The sequence below is a fragment of the Legionella sp. W10-070 genome (assembly GCF_900640175.1).
In the GTDB taxonomy this organism is placed as follows: Bacteria; Pseudomonadota; Gammaproteobacteria; order Legionellales; family Legionellaceae; genus Tatlockia.
The window spans coordinates 12,204-26,531 of record NZ_CAAAJC010000001.1; the positions used below are offsets into that span (position 1 = coordinate 12,204).

Sequence of the window (14,328 nt, forward strand, 5' to 3'; positions counted from 1 at the left end):
TGTCCGGCTAATCAGAAGCATTTATTTTTTAGTGAATTAAATCTCTGGGAGTTGGGATTGGTTGTATCCGTTCATTTTCGGCATAATCCAACGCCTCCATATATTCTTCCACTAATTCCTGAACTTCCTGGTTGGGACAACGGTGATTCAAAATTTCCATAAGATCTTTTTCCGTATAATTATCAACGTTCACCACTTCAAAACGACTCTGCAATGAAACTGGCAGAATATTTCGGTTATTAAATGTTGCAGGGTTTTGCGTAGCAATGACAAAAAAGCCCTCCTTACGCGCTCTCTTCTTATCTTTATCTTCGCCTGAGAGCAAGCTATTGAGCTTGTCTTCCAAGGGCAAAATATTCAGTTCATCAATGATTACGATGCGACCGCTATGAAACGCTTCTTCCAATATGACTTCCATGATCTTCGGGTCTGCAGGAGTAATTTGTACGTAGGTTTTTGTCGTATCAAATGTGGGGTCTTCTTCACTGGCTGATTTAAAACCGCAGGCCTCAAGAAAACTGACTGCCATGCTGCTTTTGCCAATCCCTGACGGCCCTTCAAATAAGATGGCGCGGGTACCAAGCATACTTTTATCTTTATGTTTCGTAATTCGCCTGGCCAGTATTTCAATTTGTTGCTTTAACCGACAAAGGTATTTCTTACGGCTTTCTGTCACCACAAAATGGGGATTTTCTAACACAATGCTCTTTTCATCATCGCGTTTTATTTTTTGATAAGACGGTAGTAGCTCAGAAAATAGACCCAGCTTGAAATGTTTCTTTGCTGCCTTTTTTTCATTGGCATGACCAAATAAGCTACGAACTTCCTGATAGAAGGCAATATGAGCATAAAACATAACCCAATCGCTTATCTCTTTCTTATCTGAAACAGAACGCTCATACAAGTTAGCAAATCGCATACAGGCCATTTGCAAATTACGCATGGTGACAGGGATTGCCAAATCCTTCGTTTCCTTCAGCTGTAAATAGTAGAGTACAAACAGCTTTGCGATTTGCAGCATTGTATCTTTCCCTAATTGGCAAACAAGATCCCCTAATAGATTCGACACAATTTCTTCCAGGCAAGAACGCGGTAAGTCTTTCAAGAAAATTTTATTGCCATTGTTATCAAACAGGGAATACGATTGACGTTCACCACCATAAGATTTTGGGTTACCTAAAAAGATGGCCTGATGGTCAGCACTCAATTTACAAAGTTTAGGGCCAATAAGCAGTTCATGGGAATATAAAGCCCATAACAATTCAATTTGCTCTGACGGTTGGATATTAGCCTCATCAATCACGAGAATTTTTCGATAACTGGATTCATCATTAACATAATTTGCCAGCTCTCCCAAACCAAAATAAAAATGAATATCCGGGTAAGTTTCCCGTAAGTATTGCATCATGGTTGACTTGCCAATCCCCGTTGAACCCATCAGAAAAGCATAAGGTGCTATTTTCAGCTGAGAAAGTAGTTTAGCCGTGCGTTTCTGCATAACACCGGCAAGTGAGGTCGGCTTGCCAATTTTAAGACTTACCTTCTCCGGATAATATTTTTGCTTAATAGTAGAAAGCCACTTTTCCTGATTGGTATCAATAAGCATTGATTTAAAAGCATGGTAAACCGATTTTCCCTTGGAAAGCGCCGTCAATATACCCACCATTTGCTGGTAATTAAGTCCTAAACGATACGCGTTATCAATTTCAAAGATCAGGTCAGGACCTTTTCCTGGAAATTGTTCCTTTAGAAGGATTTTTGCAACCGTTGGGTCATAATTGTCGACTACACGAGCTTGATGCGGAAGAAGTTCATTCTGGTTAGTAATTAATATTAACCTGCCCGTGAGGCTTACAAATCGACCATTAACAAAAATATTGGCATTTTGACTAAACAATGATGATAATTGCTTGGCAACCGATTCATCAATCTGGCCTCTTAGTATGACCGTCTGCGCAGGAACTGATGTCAATTTTATCCAAACATCAGGCTCCACAAAACAAAAGCTATTGAGATCTTGACCGATCAAATCAAAGCCAGCAATAAGCTGATTAAATTTAATACTCTTGCTAACCGGCACCACATGAATCGGCCCCTCTTTGGCCAACTCCTTCTTTTGACGAGCCAATGCATAGTCAATATCATTGGTATATACCAGTCGGTGTTGTTGATGATTTATTTTTTGCTGCTTGGTCGCCCGCTCAGTTTTATCGTCATCCAATATTTTCAGGCCAGAGGGGAGTAAGCTCATATCATTAGTGGTTAAAATCAATTTGCAGGCATGCTCTTTTGCCTGCTTAAACAATCGTTGCCATTGACCATCGGAGAATTGCTCCGTCACCAGAATTGTTACTGTTTTACCAGCATAGAGCGCCAACCAGCCTGTACTCTCTTGCAGTGAGCCTCTATCAATGTAGTTTTTAAAAAAGCAAGGGTAGTAATACTGGTTTAACTCTAACTGGTATTTATTGTCAGCAGCCAGCAGCATTACCTTTATATGCGCATAAGCTTCCTGACTAAAATCATAAGCCTTTGTCTGGCGAGCCAACTTAAAATAGTGGGGGATCTGCTCCATTTCCCCATTGATATAAATCTTTCGCTGAATCAGCAAATCCAGATAAAATTGGTAAAACTCAATAGAATCTGGAGTATTCTCCAAAATGATGCCATTCCCTCCTTCTCGAATGGCCTTCAATAATTTACTCCCTTCAAATGCGTAGTGTGTACCGAGAAAACGCAAATAACCCTGAAGCGCACCTCGGAACGAATTCGCCTCATAGTATTCAACCACCGGATAATTCTCTGGCGTTCCTGTAGTCTCTTGCATCGCTTCATAACTTTCGATCGCTGGCAATTGTCCTGTAAACCGCCATCTGATCCTGGCTCGCGAATTAAAATCTTCCCCCATTTCCTGGCGCATCGCATGGGGCAGTAAAACAATCATATTGGCTCCATCAGGGATACCAACCTCTTCTATGATTAACTCTCCCTGTGCATTATTTTTAACAGTGCATAAGCGCCGTTTATGACTATCAATAAGGGTATTTAAACCAACGTGATTCTTGGAGTACTCGTTAAAATTCCAAACGTAAGTGGAGCTGCTGGCACCATGCTTCAGTGCGTAAATTAATCGGCTATCAATGATATTGATTTGACCATTGTCTACGCGAGTGTCTTTGTAAGAAATTTTATTTAACGAAGGCTCATAGTGATAATTGCCATTAGCCATTTTAACGTAACAGGAAAGCGCTGCCTGGAACAATAAAATGTCCCGTTCGCTATCAAGATAAACAACCGCATTGCGTTTATGTGGTGCTAGTGATGAAAGACTCTCAAACAATTTTCGGATAAAATCATTCACATTAACACCGGATGGCCCGTTATTAAGCCATACCGCGAATTGATTATTAGGCCGTATTTTCGCAACGTGCTTAATCGTCCTGGAATTAAGCTCCTCATTTAAACAAGTGGGGACATTCACAATAACAGGTTGCTTCTGCTGCTCAATGATTTCCTCTTGATCATCATTTAAAAACGAAACTACCATGCTATTTTCCAGCTCAGGAGCAGGCCTGGTCGTTGCAGGAAGATATAGACTTTCTCCTGTTGCATTGTCCGAACTTTGCAGCCATTCTTCAAATCCAGTAAGCCACTGATTGTCAAATGATAGCTCCTCTTCCTCTTCCATTTCTGCTTTTGTTACATTGACGATAGCTGGCTTACCCCCTAAGTCAATAGTAAGCCAAGTTTCATCTATTTCGACCATAACAACCATGTGAATTCGGTTTCCCTGGAGCATTACCTTAGCGCCGCATTCTATTCCTAATGCAATGAGACAATAAATCTCGGAAAAATGTCGACAGGCACCTACACGTTGATCCAAATAGGCATTAGGTAACTTCAGGGGATCGGCTGGAGGATTAATCAGGTCTTTGGTACCATCAAATTTTTGAATGTATTTTGCCAATAAAATTAATCTGTCTTTTTTACTAAATGACATTAACAGTTTGTATGCAGAATTGTTCTGCAACTCAGGCAATATTGTGAATCTTAGCTTTTCCAGCTTTTCCAGCAAAAGATCCTCTTGCTCAAAGCGGTAGGTTGAAGTAATTGCTTTTGCAAAGTTCTTATTCCAGTGGCTTTTAAGAAAGTAATGCAGGACAATTGGCTTATCTGTGTTAGACCGCAGATAAAACTGTTTTGTGTCAGAGCACTCTCCAAGTTCAACTTCTATGGGAACTCCACCTTCCATTATTTCACCTGAGTCAGGTATCGAATATTGGCATTCAAAAATCTCATCAAGGCTGGTGAAAGTAATGATAGGTTGCCAAGAGATATTCGTACCTTCTAATAAAGGGAAACAATAGAAAATCCTTTTACCATCAGCATCAGGTTTTTGATGGCGGTGATGTTGATTGTATTCTTTTATAAGGTTGCCACTTGTCAATGGCACTTTGCCAATAACCTTGATAACACCTTCAAAAAAGAAGTTAACACCTCCCTCAAAATTATGCCTGTTAAGTATTGTCAAGCGATAATCGCTGGGATGGACCTTAATATGGATTGGTGCTAATACCTCTTCCCTGACATTGTAAGTCAATGTTTGCCCATCAAATCCTGCATCAAGCGAATGAGCGCTCCTCAAAGGAGGTGCATCAGGGGCAGTCCTTTCTCGCGTGGATAAATCAGGAGCCTTGGAAATAGTTTCAGGAGACATTATAGAATGCTGAACTATCTCTACAAAATTTGGATAAGAATCTTTTAGAGGAAATCCTGAGGGCTTCTTTGAAAAATTGACATGCATTATCTTAGGATTTTTTAAATAAATTGGAAAATTAACCTCGCAGTCTTTCCAGATTACAGTCTCTAATTTTGGAAAAAAATAATGAAAATTAAAAGCCTGTAGATTACTGAAAGATATCCGGCAATTTGAGAACATGAGGACGTTGACAGATGAATTGACCGATTTTTTATTAACAACTGATTCAATAGTAATATTACTTATTATAAGCACCGATAATTGACTTAGTCCTTCCGCTAAGCTGGCGATATCATCAAAGGTTATTTGTTCCTGAAAGTTGTCCTCCCAAGTACAATGTAACCTTCTCAGGTTTGGAAAATACTCAGCTATTGGCATTTGATTTATAAATGCTACATCCTTGGCATTTACAATATTAAATTGGCGGCATTTCTCAGCTGGTCTCATTGGCAGTAATTTTTTATCAATAAATCCATGATCTTTGCCAGGCATTTCCCATGAAAGGATTTTAAATTCGGGAAAGCTATCTATCAAATACTGAAAGTCCTGACTGTGTTGAGAATCTAAAGGCCTCAGCGATGAAGTTATTGATACTTCTTCAACATTTTTGTTTAAGATACTTAACTCATCAAGCATACTTACCTTTCTTAACTCATCAAGCATACTTACCTTTAGTGTAACTTTCCTTAAACTTTCCTTATTTAACAGCTGATTAGCCTGGCAAAACCCCCCTAAATAAATCTCCCTTGGTTTAAAATCATTACCAGGAATCAATCCACCTTGATTAAAAAAATCAGGGTCGTTAAAGAGCTCATCATCATAGTCTACTTTAAGAGTCTTTATGCTCTGATGCCGTACTATGAATTCTTTCAACTCTTTAAATATTAATTCATCCTCCGGAAATGAAGCCTCGGAGTGAATAAACAATGTTTCCAGTCTACAAAGATCTGAATCAGCAGGCGGTATGATGTTTTTATTGCAAACGATATTGAGGTTCTTTAGTTCAATAGATTTTAGCGACGGGAAGTGAGAACTAATCTTGTAAAGATCGGCAATATCAATATCCACCACATAACGTTTATCAGAATGAATCACCAATTTTTCAAGATGAGAAAAACTGATTATTTGCTCTATTTCAAAATTAAATTTATAGTTAATTAAGGTTAATTTTTTAAGATTTTTCGCGGATTGGAATAAATCCATGGCCTGCTTTGTATCACCATTTTCCAAATCAATTGTCAGTATTTCCAAATTATCCACACTCATTTGGCGAGAAACCAAGCTTTTTAAATCGCCTTTATATCGTAGCACTTTAAGATTAGAATCTGCAGGCAAGATAATTTCTTTATCGGATAAATCCTCTGAGATATCATAACCAATGCGATTGTTACAGGTAGCGTTCAACAGCTCATCCAATAAAGGAAGCCCCACTTCTTTAGAACTAATCTTTAAAACGACATTGCTTAAATTGCGGATACTTTTGACAATATCTGGAAAAAAACTCTCGTATTGGTATTCTTGCAATTGCTTAACTGAAATCTCATTTTTTTCAAAGTCATTACTAATAAATTGATTCATTTTAAAGCCATCGAGAATGAAACATTCATGGCGATTTATTTTATATTTTACCAGAAGCTCAATAACATCATCATGATGAACTGGATTAATTTCCCGATAATTACGATATATGCCGAAGTGGGTTTTGACTAGTAATAACGCTCTGTAGCTAAGTAAATATAGTTCAAAACCATTAGTCAATAGTCCTCTCAATACACCGATTCTTTTTTCTTCTCCAGAAGCCAACAAAAAATCGGTGACAATAATTTTTTTTCTAACCTGATTTCCAGAATGCCCCGTTTGAGTCATCTCCCAACAGGCCTTATCGCCTTTTAAAACTCTGTCAATCGATAAAATACCAGTAGGCTCGGTTGTATAAGTCGTCTGCTTGCCATTGGTCGTATAAAATAAATTTTTTTCCAAGTAGGATTTTTCTTTTGGCATAAATAATCTTTAAAATTAATTCAAATAAAATAGGCGATTCATTGAAGGAACTTCCTGAGTAAGTTCAAAACTAAATCAGCATCCAATCGTGTTCCCCTGAACACCGATTTCCAAGTGCCAATCCATGAGATGATTAGTTCATTGTGTTTATTTTTTATGCATTTTAATAATTTATTGCATTAATTGCAATCATAATATATTTTTTGCAATCTATTTTAGGTTCTGTTTCTTGTCATCCCCGCGAAGGCGGGGATCCATGCAGGATATAGCACGGAGCGCCTTAAAAATGGATTCCCGCCTTCGCGGGAATGACAAACAACATGTCAAAACTAAATGGAAACGGTACCAGGATTAGGCTGATTGCCCGGATACCAAACGTTGAATGACCATTTGGTCAGAGAATGGGTAACGAATATCGCCAATTTGTTGGTAATCTTCATGCCCTTTGCCGGCAATTAAGATAATGTCTTCTTTATCTGCCAAATTGATGGCTTTAGCGATAGCCTGCTCTCTGTCGGCAATTTTATAAAGATTAGTCTTGGAGATAATGCCAGCATCAATTTCATCAATAATCATCAATGGCTCTTCATTCCTGGGATTATCACTGGTGATGATAACAACATCTGCGTATTGACTGGCAATTTTTCCCATCAATGGCCGTTTGTTCTTATCCCGATTACCACCACAACCAAATACCACCAAAATACGTCCTTTCTTTATCTTGACCAGGGTGAGCAATACATTTTCTAAGGCATCGGGAGTATGGGCATAATCGACAATCATATAAGGCTTTTGAGTTATAACCTCCATGCGTCCAGGTGCAGCCTGTAGCTTTGTCATCACTGATACAACACTATCAATCGGATAACCATAGGTCATCAAGCTCGAAAAAATAGCTAATGAGTTATATATATTGAAAAATCCTAAGGCATTGATGGTAAGTTGAATGTCTCCCCAGGGAGACATAACCTTAAGATAAGTCCCTTCCAGACTAATGCTCCAATCAATCGCCCGCACATCCGCCCTTTCTTTTATCCCATAGCCAATTATCTTACAATCTGTCGCAACCACTGCCTTTTTCATAATTTGGTGATAATGATCATCGTGATTGACAATAGCCCACTGCAAGGTTGATTTTGCAAATAACTGCCTTTTCGCAGCAGCATAAGCTTCCATCGTGAGATGATAATCCAGATGTTCATGGCTTAAATTGGTAAAAATAGCCTGCTGAAAATCAATGCCATCGACTCGCTGTTGGCACAGAGCATGGGAAGATACCTCCATGCAGACTTGCCTAATCGAGTTTTTCTGATAGTTGGATAAAAAATGCTGCAGGCAAAGTGCATCCGGCGTTGTATTGACCAAAGCTTCCAACGCTGTAACCTTTCCCTGCCCCAAAGTCCCTATATAGGCAGAATGCTCGCCAAGCAAGTTATGCGCTTGCGCTAATTGATAAGCGATGGTTGTTTTCCCGTTTGTACCGGTTACCCCGGTAACCGTTAGTTTTTTGGTTGGGTGTTCATAAAAATGACTCGCAATCCCTGCCAGTTTTTTTGCAAGTCCGGACAGGGGGATACAAATGGCAGTTGTGGGTAGCTGGCAATTCTTCGGCCAATTATCAGGCTCATAAACAATTGCTGAAGCACCAGCGCTGACTGCCTGTGGAATAAATAACCGTCCATCGGTTTGAAAACCAGGGTAAGCAAAAAATAAAAAGCCAGGTTTGATTTGCCGACTGTCATTATGCAATCCCAAAATTTCGCAATCGGGGATTGCCCGGTCAGTCCAGGGACGCATCAATTCAGCAAGTTTCATAAAGCCTCATGGTGTTGTTTATCAGGAGGAACATCCAGCATTCGCAACGCCCCGGACATTACCTGTGCAAAAAGAGGGGCTGCAACCTGGGAACCATAATAACTTACTTTTGTTGGTTCATGAATAACAACAACCACAACCAATCGTGGTTTGGAAACTGGTGCTATACCAACAAAGCTTGCAATATGGCGATTGACTTCATACCCTTTCTTCCCTGCGATTCGAGCTGTGCCTGTTTTACCTGCCACCCTGTAACCAGGAACCCTTGCCAATTTCCCAGTTCCCTCATTGCCAAGCACCGCCTCCATCATAGCCAGTACCTGATTGGCAGTTTTTTTATTAATTACTTGCTCAGCAGCTATCGGTGGTTGATTATGAAGCAACGTCACGGGCAGTGCTTTCCCCTGATTGGCAAAAACAAGATAAGCTTTGGCCAATTGAACCGCTGTAACCGATAAACCATAGCCAAACCCCAAGGTAGCCAATACAAAGGGATTGGCATCTTTAACATGCACAATCGAGCCATCACTTTCCCCAGGATAACCACTCTCTGTCCTTTCCCCAAATCCACAACGCTGAAACAAGCCAATCAACTGTTCAGGTGGGCTTTGTAAAATCATTTTAGTAACCCCTACGTTACTTGAATGCTGTAAAACACCAGTGACATCGAGAACACCATAATTGTGGACATCACGAATGGTGCGCCCATGCACTACCATCCAACTGGGGCGAGTATCAATAATTGTATCTGGTTTAATATGGCCACTCTCCAAGGCACTGGCTATACTGAAAGGCTTTATCACCGAACCAGGTTCAAAGACATCAGTGATTGCCTTGTTACGATAACGGTCAAGGGTATAGTGCCCACGTGCATTAGGGTTAAACGAAGGCGCATTGACAGCAGCAAGTATTTCGCCATTGGTTGTATCAACGACAACAACCGATCCTGATTTTGCCGCAAATTTTTCCAGAGTATTTTGTAGCTCATGATAAGCAAGGTATTGAATTCGGTTATCAATACTTAAAACAAGGTCATGTCCCGGACGAGGTTCCTTGAGGACATCTAATTCTTCAATCACTTGCCCTATGCGATCCTTTAAAATCCGCTTCTTACCATTAACACCCATTAACCAATCCTGATAGGCAAGTTCTAACCCTTCAATGCCGATATCATCAATATTTGTAAAACCAAGTAATTGAGCAGCACTGTCACCCGCCGGATAATATCGTTTAAATTCCTGCTGAAAATTTAATCCTGGAATTTTAAGCTGGTCAATCTTTCTTGCCTGCATAGGTGGCAACTGACGGCTTAAATAAAGAAACTCTCGATTGCCAGCCTGTTTAACACGGGCTAATAATGTTTTTTCTCTGATACCAATTAAGCGGGATAATTCAGATAATTGCCTGGGATCAGGAGAAAATGACTTCGGATTTACCCATACTGACTGTACCGGAGTGCTTACCGCAAGCGGGGTTCCCTGCCTGTCTGTGATCATTCCACGATAAGCAGGAATATCCACAACCCTGACACTGCGCGCATCACCTTGTACTTGTAAAAACTGGCGATGAAATACAGTTAAATCAACTATCCGCCACAACAAAGCACCTAGCAAAAAGGCGAAAAAAAACAACACGGTTGCCAACCGTGCCTGATGGCCTCTATTTTTCATTTCGTCTGTAATACAAAGGTTTCTTTATCGACAGGCAGTTTCATTTGTAATTTTTCAATTGCAAGCAATTCTACTCTTGCAGGCGTTGATAAACTCGCCTGCTCCAATAGTAACTGTCCCCACTGCAACTGCAATTGATGTGCCTGCTGCTCAATACGTTGCAGCTGGCTAAAGCTGATTCGATGCTCATTGGTTACATAAACCACAGCAAGGGCACTAATGAGAACCGTTAATAACAAAGTTAAAACAAAACAAAGCTGCTTAGAGAGACGCATATCTGACAAATGGCCATTAAAAAGATTACTTTGATGAATCGCCCTGGCTGCTGCATTCATGCTATCTTCTCCCCTGTTCGTAGGACTGCACTACGAGCTCTGGTGTTTTGTTTAAGCTCGTCCTCACTGGCTTTTATAGCCTTGCCTGCTCTTCTGAAGTTTGTTTTAATTTCTTCGTCACGGATCGGAACTCCGGGAGGGGGACGGATTCCCTGCTCTTTATTACGCATAAACTGTTTGACAATACGATCTTCTAATGAGTGAAAACTGATCACTACCAAACGGCCGCCTACAGCTAATGCATCAATCGCTGCTTCAAGACAAGCGGTCAAGTCATTCAACTCCTGATTCACATAAATACGAATCGCCTGGAATACACGAGTTGCAGGATGCTTGTGCTTTTCCCATCTGGGATTGGCCTGTTTCACAATTTCAGCTAACGATTCAGTGGTTTCAATGGGTGCTTCACCCCTTGCTGCTACAATTGCTTGCGCAATACGTTTAGCAAAACGTTCCTCACCATATTCTCTAAAGACAACCGCCATGTCCTCGGCACTGGTTTCATTGATAAATTGGGCAGCATTGAAATGCTGTTGTGAATTCATACGCATATCCAGTGGTCCTGGCTGCATAAAACTAAACCCGCGAGCTGGATTGTCCAACTGTGGGGAAGATACCCCCAGATCCAGTAAAATACCATCCACATGACCATAAACATTGGCCTGTCTGGCAAACTCGGCAAGGCTGGCAAAGGAGCCATGATAAATCTGGAAACGCTTGTCTGCCGAGAAATTCTGCCTGGCATACTCAATCGCTTCAGGATCCTTATCAATCGCAATCAGCCTCCCTGATGCGGATAAGTTCTGTAAAATGGCATGACTATGACCACCACGACCGAAAGTTCCATCAATATAAATGCCATCTGCCTTGATCGCCAAGCTATCTATTGCTTCCTGCAACAATACAGATCGATGCGCCGTCATAGTTATTTTCCAATTACAAAGAAAAAGTTTTCATTTCATCAGGTAATCCATCTTCCTTTGAGGCCTCTTCCTCTAACCACTGTTCACGTCGTGATTGCCACAGTGTTTCATCCCAAACTTCAAATTTATTACCTTGCCCAATCATTACAACCCGCTTATCAAGACGGGCATAATCTCTTAACAAAGGAGGCAGCAAAACACGGCCATTACCATCCAGCTCTACATCTGTTGCATGCCCGATCAATAAACGCTGGATTCGACGGGCTGCAACATTAAAACTTGGCAAGCTCTGCAGCTTGCTTTCAATAACCTGCCATTCGGCCACCGGATATAACAGCAAGCAGGTTTCCTCTGTATCAATGGTCACTACCAATGCCGCCTTATCTCTGGCACCTAACGCATCTCGATAGCGCGTCGGTACAGCAAGGCGACCTTTTCCGTCAATAGTGATGGCATTAATTCCGCGAAACATGGCTATATTTTTATGGCAGGCTAATAAACCTCCCACAATTCTCCACTTTTTTAATATTTTATACCACTTTTATACACTATAGAAACACTATTTCCCAAGCGTCAACCCTAAAATGAGTTTTTTAAATAAAAAATCAGGCAATACTATTCTCTCTGAACGAAAATGTCTAGATAATAATCACAATGAATAAAGATAAATCGGAAATAATTTTATTGAAATTAACGGTGATTGAGTCAGCTAATTGCGGTTTCTCAGCTACAGCCCCGCAACCTTGTCGCGGGACATCAATCAGCAAGAATAAAATCCTGGATTAGGATCGTCCCAACCTCTAGAGTCTGTTGACATTTCAACTTAAACTGCCCACTTCCCGCGCTTTATGCGCGAGATCCACGCAAACCACACGAAACCAACCATCCTCTTGATAAGGTTTGAGACTAGATTCCGCGCATAAAGCGCGGAACGTAGGTCCTGGTTCCAATTGTCAACAAACCCTAAATGAGTTCGATTTAATTGTTTAATTCAGCAGCCAGCCGAATCCCCTGCAATACCAAATCAGGAATCAGGTAATCATAAATGCCTTGCTTATCAAATAATGAAGCAAACCCGCCTGTAGCTAAAACTAAAACTTCATCATCAACAAATGTTTCTTCTCTAATACGGGCAATTAACTCTCGGCATGCGCCTAATGCGCCATAAAAAACACCTGACTGGATGCTTTCAATGGTTGAGCGTCCCACGGCTTGTTCTATTTTTACAATTTCAACCGATGGCAACTTGGCCGTTTTCGTTGATAGGGCATCGACAGATAACCGCACGCCAGGTAAAATTGCCCCGCCTAAATAGGCTTTCTGTTTATTAATGACACAAAATGTCGTTGCCGTGCCAAAATCAATAACAATAACATTTTTCCCAGGGAAAGAATGCGTTGCAGCAATGGCATTGGCTATTCTGTCTGCACCCACCTCAAGCGGATTACGGTATTTGATATTTAATCCCGTTTTTACTCCAGCCTGAAGCAAAAAAGGCTCTACTGAAAAATATTTTACACAGGCAGCACGCAGAGAATAATCGAGTTGTGGCACCACTGAGCAGATTGCAATTTCATTAATCGCCTCAGGGGAGCACTGATTTTCCCTTAATACCGATTTAAGAAAAATGCCCAGCTCATCAGAAGTACTCACTTGTGAGGTATGGCGAAAACGTAAACGTATTTCCTCTCCGGCAAATACCCCCCCATAAATATGAGAATTACCCACATCAATACATAGCATCATAGCCGATACTCAACAGTAGAAATGGGCGATGGTAAGTCCAGTTAGATTAAGAATCAAGAGAATAAGAAAAAAGTCGGTCGATAAGCCGGGTTCTGTCGTGGACAATCATTCATCTAGGATATGCGTCACCACATACCTCAAGCGACCTACCCGAATCCCGTATGGGTCATACGTCCCACCTTGCAGCGGGATGGATTCCTATTTGGTCTTGCTCCGGATGGGGTTTTCCCTGCCACGACTGTTACCAATCGCGCGGTGCGCTCTTACCGCACCATTTCACCCTTACCTGCTCTATTAACCTGGTTAACGGAGCAGGCGGTATATTTTCTGTGGCACTTTCCGTAAGCTCACACTTCCCAGGAGTTACCTGGCATCCTACCCTAAGGAGCCCGGACTTTCCTCTTCTTGCAGCAGCAAAAAGCGATTGCCTGACCGACTTTAGATTATATTAGCAGAGTGAACAACCAAAGACCAGGGAATTAATCTCGAGTGCCAATAAATTCATCATCAAAATAACGCTTTAACTTAGTGCGCAAGGTGCCCCGACTTACACCAAGCACTCTGGCTGCTTTAGATTGATTATAGCGTGTTAATTCCATTACGGTACGAAACAGCGGAGCCTCAACTTCCTCAACAATTAATTGATAAAGATTTAAATTACCCTCTTTGTTTCCCACATTATTTAAATAGCCCTTTACGGCATTAACAACCTGCTGGGTTAACGCTTCGCTATTTTTCTCAACTTGTTGCATAACTGCACTCATCTGTTCCTCTCCAACGCCAAATTAAAATTTAATTACTGCATTCTGATAAATGCTATATCAAAATTATCATGCTCGATATATTATCAAACATCACAAAGTATGTAAATATTGTTTTAATGATATTCATTTATTAAGGAAAGCTTAAGTAAAAAAGCAGAATTTTTCAAGCAGTTTTTGCACTAATAACACATTTAACAATCAACCGATCTTTTTTTAGCCGTTTATCGGCTCGATAAGAAGAAATCTATGCGAGAAATTACTTAATAAGGTTAATTCGAAGTAAGGTCAGCTATTTCATCTCGGATTAATCGACCC

The 14,328-nt window shown here is 40.7% G+C and carries 8 protein-coding genes and 1 other RNA gene; all 9 read right to left on the minus strand.

Annotated features, from left to right (window positions below; translation table 11 throughout):
* Positions 1-28 precede the first annotated feature (28 nt).
* The 9 genes from E1O65_RS00045 to E1O65_RS00085 all read right to left on the minus strand — a co-directional run bounded on the left by E1O65_RS00045 (position 29) and on the right by E1O65_RS00085 (position 14,013).
* Complete coding sequence (locus tag E1O65_RS00045) at positions 29-6,760, minus strand: hypothetical protein (protein WP_133131554.1); 6,732 nt, start codon at positions 6,758-6,760, stop codon at positions 29-31.
* A 351-nt stretch (positions 6,761-7,111) separates the two neighbouring features.
* Positions 7,112-8,575, minus strand: coding sequence for a UDP-N-acetylmuramoyl-L-alanyl-D-glutamate--2,6-diaminopimelate ligase (locus E1O65_RS00050; RefSeq protein WP_133131555.1), 1,464 nt, complete (start codon positions 8,573-8,575; stop codon positions 7,112-7,114).
* On the minus strand, positions 8,572-10,245 hold the full coding sequence (locus tag E1O65_RS00055; RefSeq protein ID WP_133131556.1) for a penicillin-binding protein 2: 1,674 nt from the start codon (positions 10,243-10,245) through the stop codon (positions 8,572-8,574). Before E1O65_RS00055 ends, E1O65_RS00050 begins: the two co-directional genes overlap by 4 nt.
* On the minus strand, positions 10,242-10,580 hold the full coding sequence (ftsL, locus tag E1O65_RS00060; protein WP_133131557.1) for a cell division protein FtsL: 339 nt from the start codon (positions 10,578-10,580) through the stop codon (positions 10,242-10,244). The genes E1O65_RS00055 and ftsL overlap by 4 nt, the downstream gene beginning before the upstream one ends.
* Positions 10,577-11,503: a 16S rRNA (cytosine(1402)-N(4))-methyltransferase RsmH gene (gene rsmH / locus E1O65_RS00065; RefSeq protein WP_133131558.1), complete on the minus strand. Its 927-nt coding sequence runs from the start codon at positions 11,501-11,503 to the stop codon at positions 10,577-10,579. The genes ftsL and rsmH overlap by 4 nt, the downstream gene beginning before the upstream one ends.
* Positions 11,504-11,516: 13 nt before the next feature.
* On the minus strand, positions 11,517-11,975 hold the full coding sequence (gene mraZ / locus E1O65_RS00070) for a division/cell wall cluster transcriptional repressor MraZ (RefSeq protein WP_133131726.1): 459 nt from the start codon (positions 11,973-11,975) through the stop codon (positions 11,517-11,519).
* A 506-nt stretch (positions 11,976-12,481) separates the two neighbouring features.
* The gene (locus E1O65_RS00075; protein WP_133131559.1) at positions 12,482-13,249 is read right to left on the minus strand and encodes a type III pantothenate kinase; all 768 of its coding nucleotides are present in this window, start codon (positions 13,247-13,249) and stop codon (positions 12,482-12,484) included.
* Between the two features lie 65 nt (positions 13,250-13,314).
* Positions 13,315-13,689, minus strand: an RNA gene (gene rnpB, locus E1O65_RS00080) — RNase P RNA component class A.
* A gap of 39 nt (positions 13,690-13,728) precedes the next feature.
* Positions 13,729-14,013: a helix-turn-helix domain-containing protein gene (locus E1O65_RS00085; RefSeq protein ID WP_133131560.1), complete on the minus strand. Its 285-nt coding sequence runs from the start codon at positions 14,011-14,013 to the stop codon at positions 13,729-13,731.
* Positions 14,014-14,328 lie beyond the last annotated feature (315 nt).